This is a genomic window from Algoriphagus alkaliphilus (assembly GCF_900103735.1).
Classification (GTDB): domain Bacteria; phylum Bacteroidota; class Bacteroidia; order Cytophagales; family Cyclobacteriaceae; genus Algoriphagus; species Algoriphagus alkaliphilus.
Genome location: NZ_FMXE01000033.1, coordinates 16,114 through 31,479 on the forward strand (window position 1 = coordinate 16,114; position 15,366 = coordinate 31,479).

General features: G+C 41.9%; 14 protein-coding genes. 10 read left to right on the plus strand and 4 right to left on the minus strand.

The window, feature by feature from the left end; all coding sequences use genetic code 11:
- Positions 1-3: 3 nt before the first annotated feature.
- On the plus strand, positions 4-552 hold the full coding sequence (locus BLQ81_RS17970) for an FKBP-type peptidyl-prolyl cis-trans isomerase (protein WP_245693300.1): 549 nt from the start codon (positions 4-6) through the stop codon (positions 550-552).
- Positions 553-563: 11 nt separating this feature from the next.
- Here the strand turns inward: BLQ81_RS17970 and BLQ81_RS17975 are convergent, their stop codons facing one another.
- The gene (locus BLQ81_RS17975; RefSeq protein WP_092733115.1) at positions 564-1,160 is read right to left on the minus strand and encodes a methyltransferase family protein; all 597 of its coding nucleotides are present in this window, start codon (positions 1,158-1,160) and stop codon (positions 564-566) included.
- A gap of 112 nt (positions 1,161-1,272) precedes the next feature.
- Between BLQ81_RS17975 and BLQ81_RS17980 the strand changes: the two genes are divergently transcribed.
- The gene (locus BLQ81_RS17980; RefSeq protein ID WP_092733118.1) at positions 1,273-2,481 is read left to right on the plus strand and encodes an NAD(P)-dependent oxidoreductase; all 1,209 of its coding nucleotides are present in this window, start codon (positions 1,273-1,275) and stop codon (positions 2,479-2,481) included.
- A gap of 7 nt (positions 2,482-2,488) precedes the next feature.
- Positions 2,489-3,157 carry a deoxyribose-phosphate aldolase gene (deoC, locus tag BLQ81_RS17985; RefSeq protein ID WP_092733121.1) on the plus strand — a complete coding sequence of 223 codons (669 nt, stop codon included), beginning with the start codon at positions 2,489-2,491 and terminating at the stop codon, positions 3,155-3,157.
- Here deoC and BLQ81_RS17990 read toward each other — a convergent pair.
- A complete protein-coding gene (locus BLQ81_RS17990; protein WP_092733124.1) occupies positions 3,154-4,263 on the minus strand; it encodes a Na/Pi symporter in 1,110 nt (369 codons plus the stop codon). The two genes, deoC and BLQ81_RS17990, sit on opposite strands and share 4 nt — an antisense overlap.
- A 242-nt stretch (positions 4,264-4,505) precedes the next feature.
- Between BLQ81_RS17990 and BLQ81_RS17995 the strand changes: the two genes are divergently transcribed.
- From BLQ81_RS17995 to BLQ81_RS18015, 5 genes are all read left to right on the plus strand, one after another.
- A complete protein-coding gene (locus BLQ81_RS17995) occupies positions 4,506-5,642 on the plus strand; it encodes a hypothetical protein (protein ID WP_092733127.1) in 1,137 nt (378 codons plus the stop codon).
- A gap of 8 nt (positions 5,643-5,650) precedes the next feature.
- Positions 5,651-6,094 (plus strand): nucleoside deaminase, encoded by a 444-nt coding sequence (locus tag BLQ81_RS18000; protein ID WP_092733228.1) that lies wholly within the window; start codon positions 5,651-5,653, stop codon positions 6,092-6,094.
- 106 nt (positions 6,095-6,200) lie between these two features.
- Complete coding sequence (locus BLQ81_RS18005; protein ID WP_092733130.1) at positions 6,201-6,806, plus strand: superoxide dismutase; 606 nt, start codon at positions 6,201-6,203, stop codon at positions 6,804-6,806.
- Positions 6,807-7,019: 213 nt separating this feature from the next.
- The gene (locus BLQ81_RS18010) at positions 7,020-9,458 is read left to right on the plus strand and encodes an outer membrane beta-barrel protein (protein WP_092733132.1); all 2,439 of its coding nucleotides are present in this window, start codon (positions 7,020-7,022) and stop codon (positions 9,456-9,458) included.
- A 55-nt stretch (positions 9,459-9,513) separates the two neighbouring features.
- The gene (locus tag BLQ81_RS18015) at positions 9,514-10,836 is read left to right on the plus strand and encodes a serine hydrolase domain-containing protein (protein ID WP_092733135.1); all 1,323 of its coding nucleotides are present in this window, start codon (positions 9,514-9,516) and stop codon (positions 10,834-10,836) included.
- A gap of 76 nt (positions 10,837-10,912) precedes the next feature.
- On the opposite strand, the gene BLQ81_RS18020 is transcribed toward BLQ81_RS18015, so the two are convergent.
- Positions 10,913-11,377, minus strand: coding sequence for a MaoC family dehydratase (locus BLQ81_RS18020; protein ID WP_092733138.1), 465 nt, complete (start codon positions 11,375-11,377; stop codon positions 10,913-10,915).
- A gap of 269 nt (positions 11,378-11,646) precedes the next feature.
- Here BLQ81_RS18020 and BLQ81_RS18025 point away from each other — a divergent pair, with 269 nt between their 5' ends.
- Positions 11,647-12,441, plus strand: coding sequence for a class I SAM-dependent methyltransferase (locus BLQ81_RS18025; RefSeq protein WP_092733141.1), 795 nt, complete (start codon positions 11,647-11,649; stop codon positions 12,439-12,441).
- Between the two features lie 6 nt (positions 12,442-12,447).
- The gene (gene mtgA, locus BLQ81_RS18030) at positions 12,448-13,143 is read left to right on the plus strand and encodes a monofunctional biosynthetic peptidoglycan transglycosylase (protein ID WP_092733144.1); all 696 of its coding nucleotides are present in this window, start codon (positions 12,448-12,450) and stop codon (positions 13,141-13,143) included.
- 420 nt (positions 13,144-13,563) lie between these two features.
- Here mtgA and BLQ81_RS18035 read toward each other — a convergent pair whose 3' ends face one another.
- The gene (locus BLQ81_RS18035) at positions 13,564-15,342 is read right to left on the minus strand and encodes a chloride channel protein (RefSeq protein WP_092733147.1); all 1,779 of its coding nucleotides are present in this window, start codon (positions 15,340-15,342) and stop codon (positions 13,564-13,566) included.
- Positions 15,343-15,366 lie beyond the last annotated feature (24 nt).

The following is a 15,366-nucleotide window of genomic DNA, read 5'->3' on the forward strand; positions in this document are numbered from 1 at the left end:
ACCATGATTAAAAGACTGATTCCCATTTTGGTTATGCTGGGCATGTTTTCCATGATGGCATGCGAGCCGAACAATCCATTCAATACAGTTCCTGCCTACGATGTTGAAGCAAATCTAAAAATTGACAACGTCAAAATTGCTGGATACCTAGATACAGCACGTATCGACAGCTTGTATCGGATTCATGACCCAAGTGGGGTGGTGATCATTCTGCAAAAGGAGGGAGTGGGAACAAGGCCTACTACCAACACGGTCATCTATACCGATTATACAGGGTATCTTTTTGACAAGAAGATATTTGAAACAAGCATTGAAAATGTGGCGCGGGAAGCAGATATTTTTAATGATAAAGTGATCTATGCTCCATTTCAATTTGTATTCAACACCGGAACTGTAATTCAGGGTTGGGATATCGCATTCCGAAAGCTGAGACCTGGTTCTAAAGCAGTCTTTATAATACCTTCTCCTTGGGGATATCGAGATAAAGAGCAAAACCGAATTCCGGCAAATTCAGTTTTAATTTTTAAAATTGATTTTCTGGGAATAGATTAAAATGAAGGGGCTCAGCCCCTTTTTTTATGGATTTTAGGAAAAAAGGGGGGCACTTCTTTTTGATACTCCCGATAGCGTTCTCCGTAATGAGAAATCAGATTTTTTTCCTCAAAATAAATTCCGAGGGGTAAATACAAGATCAGACAGCCCAAGTGGATTAAAGCACCCATTGTCCCAGAAACCAAAAAATACCCCGCAAATACCAGTAGAAGTCCAAAATAAAGCGGATGTCTGACCTGTGAATACATCCCTGAGGTGATTAATTCCGGTTTTGATTTCGAAATCTTCTCGGGGAGAATTCCCGGAAATGATTTCATTGATACTTGCTTGAGTGATCGCATCAGAATGATCACACCGGCTGTAGCGATCATGTATCCGGCATATTGTCCAAACTGCGTTGCGGGATAGACCAGTTCTACAGGCAAAAAAATTGCCTGTACAAGAATTGCAAGAAAAAGAAGGGTAGATAAAATAGAATAGAACAATCTGTACCATTTGTAGCCCTCGGGCCATTTCGCCTTCAAAATTCTTTTTAACTTGGAAGCTGCAAGGGCAGTGTGAAGAAAGTAAAACAGTCCCCAGCTAAGGACCATGAGTAGATTTGACATTTGCGAAAATTAAACCCGATAGATAAGAATTTTTATGAAATCGAACCTGTCTGTTACATACGTTCAGGTTCGTAATAGGCTGCGTGGCCACTGAAAAACAAATTATAAACAGATGAAAATCGGAATAATCCGTGAAGGGAAAAACCCACCGGACAAAAGAACACCTTTTCCTCCAGAACAACTAAAAAGGCTAAATGAGCGCTTTGGAGATCATTTTACTTTTATCGTTGAATCCAGTTCTTTTCGCTGTTATTCTGATGATGAATACAGGACTTCGGGAATTGAAGTAGCTGATGATATCTCCGATGCAGATGTGTTCTTTGGCGTTAAGGAAGTTCCGATTGAAAAGTTGAATCCTGATAAAACGTATTTCTTTTTTTCCCACACCATCAAGAAACAGCGCTACAACAAAAATCTTCTTCGGGAGATTTTGGAAAAAAATATCCGGCTCATTGATTATGAAGTGCTCAAGGACGATCAAGGAAACCGGGTAGTGGCTTTTGGGCGCTGGGCTGGAATTGTCGGGGCATACAATGCCTTCTGGGCTTATGGAAAGAAAACCGCCCTATACGATATCAAGCGGGCTTCGGAATGTTTGGATCTTTCCGAATTGAAGCTTGAATTGAAAAAGGTACAGCTCCCCCCTATCAAAATTGTAGTTACTGGTTCCGGTCGGGTAGGTAAAGGAGTGAAAGAAATACTTGAGGTATTGAATATACCGGAAGTCGAAACGCATGAGTTTTTGCATTTATACTTCGAAGAGCCTGTATTCACAGTCTTGAGTTCGTCGGATTACAACAGAAGAAAAGCTGATGGGGGATTTGATCGAGAGGAGTTTTATTCATCACCTGAGTTGTATGAAAGCCATTTTTTAAAGTTTGCAGAAGCAGGCGAAATGTTGATTGCTGCAGCATATTGGGACCCTGATGCGCCGAGGTTATTCAAATTGGAAGACATCAATTCTCCGGATTTTGCCCTTTCGGTGATAGCAGATGTGACCTGTGACATTGGGGGTTCGATACCGACCACACTTCGGGCTTCGACTATCTTGGAACCTATCTATGACGTGGATCGGGCAAGCGGAACCGAAATTCCGGCATTCGGAAGTCAAACCAGTATTTCGGTCATGGCGATTGATAATCTACCATGCGAACTTCCGAGGGAATCCTCGCTTGAGTTTGGCAAGCAGCTCGAACAATGGGTAGTCCCGGCTTTGCTCGAAGAAAATTCCCCTATTTTGGAGCGGGCCACAGTTGCACGGGATGGAGATTTAACTTTGGAGTTTATGTACCTCCGGGATTTTGTGGATAACATTGAATGAAATAAGCATGAACAATTTGAATCGTTTTTTGGAATCCACACTGCTGCGGCCGACCATGACGGGCCATGAGGTGGACCAATTAATCCAAGATGCCGTTGAGGAGCAGTTTATTGGAGTCTGTGTTCCCTCCTTTTGGGTAAAAAAGGTAAAGCGGGAACTCCGGGATCAGGATATTCAAGTGGTGACAGTGATCGGGTTTCCCTTTGGATTTGAAGACACTGCCACTAAAGTAGCCGAAACGAACGAGGCAATCAGACAGGGTGCTGACGAATTGGATTTGGTGTGGTCACAGACCGCCTTTCACTCGGGGATGAACTGGCCCAAAATTGAAATCGCACAGATAGCCAAAATTTGTCATGCCGAAGAGCGAATCCTGAAGGTGATCATTGAGACTGCCTATTTGGATCCTGAACAGCTTCGGGAAGCTTGCATGATCTGCCAGGATGCCGGAGTTGATTTTGTCAAAACCTCTACAGGATATGCCCCATCAGGAGCCAAAGTGGAGGATATCAAGCTTATGCGGGAGACCCTTTCCTCCGCAATTGGAATCAAGGCGAGTGGAGGGATTAAAACATTGGAGTTTGCCCTTGAGCTGATCAAAGCCGGGGCAGACCGGATAGGCACAAGCTCTGCAAAAGCAATTATGGAAGCCTATCGGATCGCCTCTCAAGCCTAATCCCTACTGAAATAAATCAGCAGGAAAGGAATAATGAAGAAGGTCAGCAGGATGTAGGCAAATCCGAAAATTCGATGCGTCACGGAGGTTTTTCCCATCCACTCAGCCAGTTTTACCGGAATATTTCTGACTTCTGGGAAAGGTAAAAAGATCAAAGCTCCGATCAAATTGAACAGCACATGAACGAAGGCCAAGGCGATGGCAGCCTCGGTTTTATACATTGCTGCAATTACTGCGGTGATGGTTGTTCCAATGTTGGCTCCGATGATAAAAGGGAAGGATTTGGCCAAGCTTACCTTACGATTGGCAACTAAAGGGACAACCAGACAAGTCGTCACTGTACTGGATTGTACTGCGGCCGTAAAAAATATTCCGTAGATAAAAGATACTGCTGTGTTTTTAAAAATAATTTTGCTGATGTCTTCAAAAGTATCCAAAACAAAAGTTTTGTATACAGACGTAGACATGACTTTAATAGAAAAAAACACCAGGAAAATTGCCAATAAAGTGGACACAAATGGGATGTTGATGTGTTCAACGATCCACTCAGTGGTTCCCCGTGTGAAGGTTCGATTATATTCAAAAGCACCGGTGAACTCTTTATCAGACACAAAGAGTTTTGCCAATTTTTCTGCCGTATTGGACAAAAAATTGAAGTATAATTCCAGGGGGAACAGAATTATCACGTTGAAAATATTAAACACGTCATGAGAAATTCCTGAAGAAAGTGCCCGCTTAAATTCTTTCTTTCTGGTGATAAAAGTGAAAGAAACAAGTGTCGAAGTCAGCGTGGTTCCAATATTTGCCCCAAGAACCATCGGGACGGCCTGCTGCAAGGTCATATTACCGGAGGCCACAATTGCCACAATACTTGCCGTCACCGTAGAGCTGCTTTGAATCAAAGCAGTCACCAACAGTCCGACAAATAAGCTGATAAATGGATTTCGGGTGGCCTGAATAATTTCTGTAGCGACATCGTTATTCAACTTCCCCATCGCCACCGTGAGCAAGTCAATGGCAAAAATGAAAAGCAATAGGGAGAGGAATACAATCAGATAGTTTCTGATCTTGCTCTTGGTTGTTTTCTCTTCTAACAGTTCTTCCATTTATTTTAACAGAATATGCCTACTTGAGGCGGAGAATTCAAATCAGATCAATTTTTTTATTTCATTGATCTCTGAAGAAATTCAAATTTAACTTAGAAATTCAGGTCAAAGTTGAAGTTTTTTCATGATTTGCAAGTCTGGTTCGTCCTGAAAGTGAAGGATTTTCACCTAGTTAACAATTTATTAACATTGGATGCAGATAACTTATTTAATTTTGTGCCCAATCTCCCACATGCCTCAACATGGCCAAGAAAACAGCAATAGATCAAAACATCAATCAGGAAAAGCTTTCTAGGAAAACCTATTCCCTTTTTGATTTTACCAAAAGTGAGCGCCCTTTTCTGATAACTGTTTGTATACTGGTATCCATAGCAGGGTTGATTACTCCCTACACTTATGCTGCCATGTGGTTTGGCTTTGCTTTAGCCGCCTATTCTGCGATTGCAAATGACAGTATTCAGACCATCGGAACGTTCATCGCCTCCAACAGCAAGAAGCCTTGGTATTTGTTGTGGCTATTTATGGGCCTGATTTGGGTCGGGACGGTGAGTTATAGCTGGGTTTTTTATGCTGGGGATGTGACCTATCAGCGTCTCAATGTGCCTGGTCTGGAAAAGGCACCGGAAAGTTTTGTGTTTTTACAGCTCGCTGCGCCGATCGTTCTTTTGGTAATGACCCGACTCCGCATGCCGGTGTCCACTACCTTCCTCTTGCTGAATGTCTTTACCTATAAAGCAGGCACCATTGTAGATGTCATGTTCAAAAGCTTCGTCGGGTATCTTTTGGCCTTTGGTCTGGCAATGGTGGTTTGGTTCCTCCTGGAGCGGTTTGTAAAAAATTACCTTAAGGGTCAGGCTGCATCCTATTGGATTTATTTACAGTGGATTACATCCGGAGTACTCTGGTCTGTATGGATCATGCAGGATGCCGCAAATATCGCAGTGTTCCTGCCACGGCAGCTCGATGCTGTTGAATTCTCCGTGTATACAGGTTTTGTGTTTCTCGGACTTGGATTTCTCTTCTACATGAAAGGAGACAAAATCCAGGAGATTGTCAATGAAAAATCAAATGTCACGGATGTCCGTGCAGCAACCATCGTGGACTTGGTTTATGCCGTGATCTTGTTTTACTTCAAATTGTACAACAATGTTCCTATGAGTACCACTTGGGTGTTTATTGGCTTGTTGGCAGGAAGGGAATTGGCCATTGCTTTGGGGAAACATGGTAAGGCTAAAAAGCGAAATGTCTGGCTGGTAAGAGCTTTCCGATTGGGAAGAAAAGATATTTTTAAAGCCCTGATCGGACTTGTAGTCTCTTTGATCTTGGCCATTATCATCAACAAAGGCGTACGGGAGGAGATTTGGGCATTCTTTCAGTAACTGAAAATTTGGAACTTTACACCCACGAGTATTTCATGAATGAGGCTTTGAAACAAGCCAAAATCGCCTTTGATGAAGGAGAAATACCTGTGGGAGCTGTAGTCGTTTCAAAAAACAGAATCATAGGAAGAGCTTATAATCAGACTGAAAGGCTCAATGATGTTACTGCGCATGCAGAGATGCTGGCCATAACAGCTGCTGCAAATTCTCTAGGAGCCAAATACCTGATTGATTGCAGACTCTATGTGACTTTAGAGCCTTGCCCGATGTGCGCCGGTGCCTTGTATTGGTCGCAGATTGGGGAGGTGTATTTTGGTGCATCAGACCCAAAGCGGGGTTTTAGACAGAGTAATCCTTCCATGCTTCATCCTAAAACTCAGGTTTTCTCAGGAGTTCTGAAGGAGGAAGCCGAAAAACTGGTTTTGGAATTTTTCAGAAAATTGAGAGAGTAAGCCTTTTTTTGGGGTTAAAGAACCTTTTTTTGTTTAGGGGGGTTGACAAGCAACAGTCTAAAGACTTATTTAATCAAAATTCTTTAACTCAAAACCTAAAAATAATATGGCTTTTACACTTCCCGCTCTACCTTATGCTTTTAATGCGCTAGAGCCACACATCGATGCAAAAACCATGGAGATCCACCACGGAAAGCACCACAACGCCTATGTAACCAATCTAAACAATGCCATTGCTGGCACTGACTTGGAAGGTAAATCTCTTGAGGAACTGATGAAAGTTGCCGGCTCAAATGCAGCTGTCAGAAATAATGGAGGAGGACATTGGAATCACAGTCTTTTTTGGCAAGTAATTTCCCCAAACGGAGGAGGATCACCTTCCGGTGGACTTGCTGCTGCAATTGATGCCAAATTTGGATCATTTGATGCCTTCAAAGAAACATTCAACAAGGCTGCCGCCACTCGATTTGGGTCAGGATGGGCTTGGCTATGTGTAGATACAAAAAAAGAGCTTTGCGTTTGCTCTTCTCCAAATCAGGATAATCCATTGATGGACGTATCTGATTGCCCTGGGACACCAATCTTGGGGCTTGATGTATGGGAACACGCCTACTATCTGCATTACCAAAACAGGAGACTTGATTATGTAGCTGCGTTTTGGAACCTAGTCAATTGGGATGAAGTAAGCAAGCGTTTTGCCGCTGCCAACTAAGGTAAAGCTGCCTGGAAATACAGATCCCCGGACTTGTTCGGGGATTTTTTATGTCCTAAACCGAATAATATCCTGTACGGATTTGAGACATGTATAGTACAGAGTATAGTATAAAAGTGCCTTAATGGCTTGTTTAAGCTTATTAGTAGCTTTGGCACTTCATTTCCCTATAGAGTTGGCATATCGAATTGACTAAGCCAATCTATTATTCAAATGAAAACTACCAACTTCCTTTTTCTATCCATGCTTATTTATTTTCTGGGAATAAGTAATCTGGCAGCCACTCCAAAAGAAGTGGCAAAAATTACCGGAAAAATTGCCAACCAAAAGGGAGAAGCGGTCCCTTACGCCAATGTTGCTCTCGTACAATTGGACGGCGCATTGGTAGATGGGGCTGTTTCCGATGAAAATGGGAACTTCCTGATCGAGTCTACCAAATCCGCTAAAGTGAAACTTGTAATTTCTTCGATTGGGTATGTTTCCTTTAGTTCAGAGGCTTTTGATCTTTCTCCGGGGATCAATAAAGACTTCGGTTCCATATCCATCTCCGATGAAATGATGGGTTTGGATGAGGTGACTGTCAAAGCCTCGAGGCCGGAAATTATCATCCAGCCGGACAAAACCATAATCAATGTAGAAGGGACGATCATGGCTGAGGGTTCAAATGCCCTGGATGTCATCGGCAGATCTCCGGGAATCTACGTGGATCAGGATGGAACGATCAACCTGAATGGACGGACTGGGGTCACGGTGATGATCAACGATCGCCCAACTTACATGAGCGCGACAGACCTCGCCAATTTTCTCCGATCGATGCCTGCAGATAATATAAAAAGTATCGAAGTGATCAATAATCCTACCTCCAGGTTTGACGCAGAGGGTGCAGCGGGTGTGATCAACATCCAATTGAAAAAGAACAATGTGGATGGTGTCTTCGGGAATATTCAAGTAGGAGGACAATACAACGGTCAGTTTGCGCCCAATGCAGGAATGACACTGAATGTGAAAAAAGGGAAATGGTCTACAAACGGAACACTCAACTACAATGAATATGCAGTCTACAATGATATAGACATCATCAGAAACTTCAGACTAGCCGAAGGCCAATCCAATTTCAATCAGGATTCAAGAATAGCTTCCCGATACAAGACGCCATCATTTAACGGAAGTGCCAACTACGAAATCAATAAAAATCAAAATCTTGGGCTGAACGTACAGGCATCTAATTCCTCGGATGTCAATACAAGTTCATCGGGTACAGTCATATCCAACCCTGGACAGGATTTTAACAGCTATATCGAGTCTTTCAATGATGCAAAAGGAGAAAGAAACCGTTTGTTTACCAATCTCCACTATGATGCAAAGCTTGATACTTTAGGGAGCAAAATTTCAGCAGATGTCGATTTTACCATCATGGACAGCGAAAGCTCCTCGCTTTTGGATAATAGCTTTTGGCCAGAAAATGATCCGACAGGTTCTGCAAATTCCAATAAAATCCAGACATTAAACGACATGTATTATACCATTTTTACTGCTAAAGTAGATTTTACCAAGGCATTGAAGGGTGGGAAAACAGTTGAAACGGGAGTAAAAGGAAGCTGGGTTGAGTCCGATAATAATCTTGATTTGAGTAGAGCAGAAAGCGAAGGCCCCTTTGAGCAAGATCCAAACTCTAACCGCTTCGTCTATAACGAAAATGTCCTGGCCGCTTATGCTGCTTTGAAAGGCTCGTTTAACACGAAATTAAGCTATCAGGCAGGATTAAGAGGTGAATATTCCGATATCGTTGGAAACTCGGTGACCCTGAATCAGGTGAACAAACAAAGTTATTTTAATCTGTTTCCAAGCGTCTTTGTTCAGCATAAGGTAAGTGATAACTATCAGATCGTCTACAATGCAAACAGACGAATCACACGACCAAATTACAGATTACTAAATCCATTTGTCTACTACATCGATCCACTGACTTCGGAGCGGGGTAACCCGCATTTAACACCACAGTACTCCACCAATTTTGAGATGAATCATGTGGTGAAAGGATCCTATCAGTTTACGTTTGGATATAGTGTTACCGAAGATGCATTTATGCAGGTCTTTGAACAAGATCAGGCAGAACGGACCACTACTACCTTTACCGATAATTTTGACCAGACCCGAAATGCCAATTTCCGTGCAATAGTGCCTGTTGAAATAAAAAAATGGTGGACAACCTCAAACATGCTCCAGGTGAATTACAATCAATTTAAAACTCCGATTGGGGGCGATTTTCTGGATGTGGAGCAGGTTTCTTTTATGGTGAGATCGCAACAAAACTTCACCCTGCCTAAAGGATTCAAGGTTGAAGTAATGGGGATGTATCTTGGACCCCAGATTTGGGGCCAAGGAAGCATAGGAGGTTTTGGATGGGTAGATGCCGGTGTCACTAAGTCTGTGATGAAAGACAAACTTTCTCTCTCTGTCAATGGAACGGACTTGTTTAGAACACAAGTCATCAGAGCGAATATTCAGTTTGCGGAGATTGACACTAATTTTCGTCAATATCGAAGTAATCAGGGCATGAGATTTACGCTGAGATACAACTTCGCCAAGGGAGAAAGCTTCCGAGTACGATCCAATACGGGAAGTACCGAAGAGCGCAATAGATTGGATTAATATAGAAACCTCTCCATTTTGGAGGGGTTTTTTACATTTCTAAATTTCAATAATCATGAAGTCAGCTTTTATTTCGACAATCCTTTTCTTTGGACTTGCCTTCCATACTTCCTTTTCACAGGCACAAAATTTTACAAGTCTGAATCAGTTTCTTGATTCGCTGGAGATTCATGACAAGTTTATGGGGACAGTGCTTTTAGCATCTGAAGGAAAGCCTGTATTCCAAAGAGCCATAGGATATGCGGATTGGGATAAAGGATTAAAAGCAAATACCGAAACACATTATCGAATCGGTTCTATTTCCAAAATGTTTACTGCTGTTTTGGTTTTGCAAGCCGTGGAGGATGGGATCCTCAGCTTAGATCAAAAGCTGGCTGATTTTTATCCCCAAATCCCCCATGCCGAAAAGATCACGATGAGTATGCTGCTCCAGCATCGAACTGGAATTCACAATTTCACCAACAATGCTGATTACCTAAGCTATCATACCAAGCCACTTTCGGAAGCTGAATTAGTGGAGATCATAGTGGCAGGAGGAAGTGATTTTGAGCCTGATGCTAAGAGTGACTACAGCAATTCTAATTTTGTGTTGCTGACTTTTATTCTGGAAAAAATCAATGAAATGCCCTTTTCGCAGCTTTTAAAAACGCAAATTTCAAATCCCTTGAATTTAAAGAGTACTTATGTATTTACAGGGATTGATCCTTCCAAAGGGGAGGGATATTCCTACAATTTCGATGGAAAATGGATGAGAGATGTCGAAACAGACCCAAGTATTCCTTTGGGTGCAGGGGCGATCACTTCAGACGTCAATGATTTAAACTCCTTTATTTATGCACTTTTTGAGGGCAAGTTGATTTCTCAGGAAAGCCTAAAACTTATGATGGAGATCAAAGAAAATTTTGGAAGAGGGATGTTTTCTTTTCCTTATTCTGAAAAAAGAAGCTATGGCCACACTGGAGGAATCGATGGATTCAGGTCTTTCCTCGGATACTTTCCGGAGGAAAAAGTAACAGTGACAGTTCTCTCCAATGGATTGAATTACAATAACAATGACATCCTGATTGCATTACTGGATTCGTATTTTGGAAAAGACATAGTCCTACCCAGCTTTCAGCAAGTTTCACTGACTACGGAGGATTTGGAGCGGTATGTGGGTGATTATGCCTCAGATCAGATTCCGCTGAAATTGACTTTCGTAAGAGAGGGGAATAAACTTGTAGCTAAACCTACAGGTCAGCCGGCTACAGCATTGGAAGCTACGAAGGAACACACCTTCGAGTTTAAGCCTGTAAATGCGGTCTTCCTTTTTGACCCCGAGAAAAATCAGGTGACACTGAAGCAAGGTGGCCAAAGCTTTGTCTTTAAAAGGCAATAGTTAACCAGACATCCAACCTACTAAGAATCCGATAAGTTTAATTCTTTAGCGGGATTGATTAAATTGAGGATTAACCTCAATGGAAATGGTACAGGAAAATCAAAACACCGATGAAAGCCGGTTTTTTTTGGTTCTTGATTTCCAATTTGACCTCCACTTCTGCTTTTACCGTGCCGCGTAGATTTGCGACATTTTTCAGTTTGGCGACAAGTCTTACTTCACTTTCCACAGTTACCGCCTGGGCAAATCGCAGGTTTTCGATGCCGTAATTGATCATCATTTTGAGATTTTCCACCCGGACGATCTGCTCCCATAGGTGAGGCACAATGCTGAGCGTCAGATAACCGTGAGCAATTGTATTTCCAAATGCTCCTTCCGCTTTAGCACGCTCAGGATTGGTATGGATCCATTGGTGATCGTGCGTTGCATCAGCAAAAAGGTTGATTTGCGATTGAGTGATTTTGAAATATTCAGAAGCCCCTAGCTCTTGACCATTGTGCTTTTCAAACGCTTCAAAACTGCCGATAACTGTAGGGTTCATGGAAATTGGATTTGGAAAAAATCAAAATAGCAGAGATTATTTTTGATATCCAAAATGCTAATCAAGGTCTTGATTCAATTAACCCTAAATTTTTTGGTTTATAAAAGGGGTTCTAACTAAGCCAAAAGAGAAAGAGAATATTTTTCCACGGATAAGGATTTCCAAATCAGAAATAAGCCTGATATTTCTCTGTGGATTGTTTTATTAAGTGTTTTAATGATTGAAATACTTTCAAATCCATCTCTTAAATCCCAAAATTAAAAACACAAATGGTCAAATACCTTCATGGATTCAATTCCCAAGAACAGCAACGCCTCAAAGATCAGGCAGGTTTTTTGGCCCCCTTGATTTATCCCACGGTTGATTTCTCGGGGTGTAAAAAACTCCTCGAGATTGGTAGTGGTGTGGGAGCTCAGACGCGGGTATTGTTGGGGCTTTTTCCCCACTTGCAGATCACATCGGTGGATTTTTCATCCGCTCAACTGGATAAGGCGAAAGAGAATCTGAAGGACTTCGAGTCCCGAATTACTTTTGTGAATCAAGATGCAGAACGGCTGCTTCTCCACGATAAGTTTGATTCTGCTTTCATCTGCTGGGCGTTGGAGCATATAACCAGTCCTATTGCGGCACTTCAGCAGCTGCGGACTCACTTGCTTCCGGGTTCAAAGATTCACATTACAGAGGTCTTTAACTCCACCTTCTACTGTTATCCAAAGTCACCCGCAATGGATTACTATTATCAAAAGTACAACGAACAGCAACTTAGGTTCGGAGGCAATCCCGATGTCGGGAGCCAATTGGGAAATTTGCTGTTTCAGGCAGGATTCAGCAAGATTTCGCTCTTGCACAATGGATTTCACTTGGATCAAAGCAATCCGGCGGAACTGAAGCGGTTCATTGACTTTTGGAAAATTTTAATGAAAAGTGGAGCTGATGGTTTGCTGGAAGCTGGTATGGTCACACAGGAAGACATAGCTCAAATGGAAAATGATCTGGATCGAGTCACGGCTGATGAAAATGCAGTTTTTTTCTACCAATTTGTGCAGGCAAAAGCAACGGTATAAAACCTTATGAAGACAGTTCGCTTGATTTGGAGATGGATATGGAAATCAGCCCTCTGGTTTTTCGGAATTTCGATTGGTTTAGTGATTATTTATCGCTTTGTGCCGGTCCCTATTACTCCGCTGATGGTCATCCGCGTTTTTGAGCAGGCTTTTGATCCTGATAAGGACGTGCGTCTATACAAAGACTGGGTTTCTATTTCAAAAATCTCTAAAAATGCACCCCAAGCGGTAATAGCTGCAGAAGATCAAAAATTTCTCAACCACAGGGGCTTTGATATTGAAGCAATGGAGAAAGCTTGGGAAAACAATAAAAAGGGAAAACGGATCAAAGGCGCCAGTACAATCACTCAACAGACGGTTAAGAATGTTTTCCTTTGGCCAAGTAGGAGTTACGTCAGAAAGGGTCTCGAAGCATACTTTACGGTATTGGTTGAATTTCTTTGGTCCAAAGAGCGGGTCATAGAGGTTTATCTGAATGTGATCGAAATGGGAGATGGGATTTACGGGATTGAAGCAGCTTCTCAAACTTTTTACAAAAAACCCGCAGCCAAACTCAATAGGAGCGAAGCTGCAATGATAGCCGCGGTATTGCCAAATCCCCGAAGGTGGAAACCATCTAAACCAACCGCTTATATAAGAGGTAGGCAGTCTTGGATTATGAGACAAATGAACAATCTTGAGCCTGTTGGTTTCGGAGTTTGAAACTTGTGTTTTAAAGGTTAAAATATAATAATTTCGTCCTTTACCTTTCTGTAAGGAATGGTGTTGCTCAATTGGATTTATGATCGAAAAAATAAGGCAACAAGATTCCAAATTTTGTTTTAAAATTCTGAAAAGTTCTACTGGGAATTTTGTTTCATTTTTTTTACTATTTCTAATCAAAAATGCCCTTTAGAGGCTGAAATTGGGGATTAAAAAACGCAAGAAAAATTTATCCACATTTTCATTTATTTATCCACAGATCCAAATAAAAAAATCACAAAATCTTGAATATCAGCATGTTGGACATCAAGTCAGAAAGTGGAATTTGTGGATAATAATAGGTAACTGCAAGAAAAACAGGAGAAAAAATCTTCAAGTCAGTGGATAATTCCAAAAGCCAAATTTTCTTCTAAATCGTGGTTAATCTTGCTTTTGACGGATTAATCTTTTCCGGTAGGTGTTGAATATTCTTGACTTTGAAACGAACCCGAGATACCTTCCCTCCTCTACCACCGGAAGATTCCAAGCACCTGACCTTTCAAATTTTTCCATGGCGGATTGCATATTTTCAGTAACCAATAGAATTTCCGGAGGACTGTGCATCAATTGTCTGACTAATACACTTTCCTGTTTTTCAATGTCAAACATAATGTCTCGGAAGTCATCGAGCGTGATGATCCCCCGAAGTATTTGATTCTCATCCACCACGGGGAAAATATTTCGTTTGGAGATTTTCACTAGGTCAATCAGGTTTTTTAGCTGTGCATTGGGATGAATCGGAAGCAAGTCCCGCTCAATGACATGGGAAATATCAATGGTGTCCAATAGCTCCTGATCTTTTGACTCAGGAAGAAGCTTCCCTTGGTCTTTGAGTTGGAGTTTATAAAGGCTGTCTTTTTGAAAATAAGTAGTGGTGGTATAGGCTATCGCGGATACAAACATTAAAGGCACAAAAAGGTCATAGCCACCGGTGATTTCGGCTATCAAGAATATAGCAGACAGCGGTGAGTGCTGAACTCCTGCCATCAATCCACACATTGCCACCAATGTAAAATGTGCCATCGGTAGCGGGATATGGAAACCAAGCATATTTTTAGAGTAGGCAAATAGAAATCCTACGATTCCTCCTACATATAAGGAAGGCGCAAAGATCCCACCACTGCCTCCGGATCCGATCGTCACTGCTGATGCGATGGGTTTTACCAATACAATCAAAAAGAGGAATACCATGATCATAACCGGGTTTTCGATAGAAGAAAAGAATGGGCTTTTATCAAGTATTTGACTTGAATTTCCATCGATAAGGGTATTCAGCATATCATACCCTTCTCCGTAAATCGGAGGAAAAAGGAAAACGACAAATCCCAAAAAAGCGCCCCCATACATGGTTCGCATCCACTGATCTCCTATGTCGTTCATAAGTCTTTCCGTTGCCCTTACCATTTTACTGAAATAGAGCGAAACCATCCCGCAAATGATACCCAACAAAAGATAATAGGGCATGTGCGCGGCAATAAAAGTCTCTTTCAAATCGAAGTTGAACAAAGACTCATCCCCAATCAGGATCATGGAGGTAATTGACCCCATTACGGAGGCGATCAGGAGCGGAATAAAGCTTGCCGTACTGATTTCAAGCAAGATTACTTCTATTGCAAAAATTACAGCTCCGATCGGCGCTCCAAAAATTGCCGAAATCGCCCCTGCTGCTCCACAACCGATCAAAAGCGTACGTTTCTTTGGATTGAGGTGCATTAATATGCCCAAGTTGGAGCCAATTGCCGAGCCAGTTACCACCATGGGGGCCTCTAATCCTACTGATCCACCGAATCCAACCGTCAGGGCAGAAGTGATTACACGGCTATAAATTTTGACTTTCGGGATGATGCTGGAATTTTTCGAAATATTAAACAGGACATCCGGGATACCATGACCTCCGATGTCTTTCAAAATAAACCGACCGATCAGATATGCCGCCGAAATCCCGATAAGCGGATAAATGATATACATGAAGTTGGCATATTCGGTATAAAAGTCCTCTGTTAGAAATTTTTGGATTGCATGAACCGAACTGATAAGAATGACAGCTGCCAATCCCGAAAAAACACCGATCAAACCGCTTAGAATGAGGATAAAAGCCTGATTGCTGAGGTGTCGGAGCCTCCATATTAAAAGTTTTGTTATCAGATCATTTTTTGCCAAAACATGTGATATTTATAATCAGGT

What these genes read in the sequence shown, in the direction of transcription:
- BLQ81_RS17980 (WP_092733118.1), top strand. Translation starts at nt 1,273, where the DNA reads ATGAAAATCGGAATAATCCGTGAAGGGAAAAACCCACCGGACAAAAGA.
- mtgA (WP_092733144.1), top strand. Translation starts at nt 12,448, where the DNA reads ATGAAGACAGTTCGCTTGATTTGGAGATGGATATGGAAATCAGCCCTC.
- BLQ81_RS17990 (WP_092733124.1), bottom strand. Translation starts at nt 4,263, where the DNA reads ATGGAAGAACTGTTAGAAGAGAAAACAACCAAGAGCAAGATCAGAAAC.
- BLQ81_RS18015 (WP_092733135.1), top strand. Translation starts at nt 9,514, where the DNA reads ATGAAGTCAGCTTTTATTTCGACAATCCTTTTCTTTGGACTTGCCTTC.
- BLQ81_RS18025 (WP_092733141.1), top strand. Translation starts at nt 11,647, where the DNA reads ATGGTCAAATACCTTCATGGATTCAATTCCCAAGAACAGCAACGCCTC.
- BLQ81_RS17975 (WP_092733115.1), bottom strand. Translation starts at nt 1,160, where the DNA reads ATGTCAAATCTACTCATGGTCCTTAGCTGGGGACTGTTTTACTTTCTT.
- BLQ81_RS18010 (WP_092733132.1), top strand. Translation starts at nt 7,020, where the DNA reads ATGAAAACTACCAACTTCCTTTTTCTATCCATGCTTATTTATTTTCTG.
- BLQ81_RS18020 (WP_092733138.1), bottom strand. Translation starts at nt 11,377, where the DNA reads ATGAACCCTACAGTTATCGGCAGTTTTGAAGCGTTTGAAAAGCACAAT.
- BLQ81_RS18005 (WP_092733130.1), top strand. Translation starts at nt 6,201, where the DNA reads ATGGCTTTTACACTTCCCGCTCTACCTTATGCTTTTAATGCGCTAGAG.
- BLQ81_RS17995 (WP_092733127.1), top strand. Translation starts at nt 4,506, where the DNA reads ATGGCCAAGAAAACAGCAATAGATCAAAACATCAATCAGGAAAAGCTT.
- deoC (WP_092733121.1), top strand. Translation starts at nt 2,489, where the DNA reads ATGAACAATTTGAATCGTTTTTTGGAATCCACACTGCTGCGGCCGACC.
- BLQ81_RS17970 (WP_245693300.1), top strand. Translation starts at nt 4, where the DNA reads ATGATTAAAAGACTGATTCCCATTTTGGTTATGCTGGGCATGTTTTCC.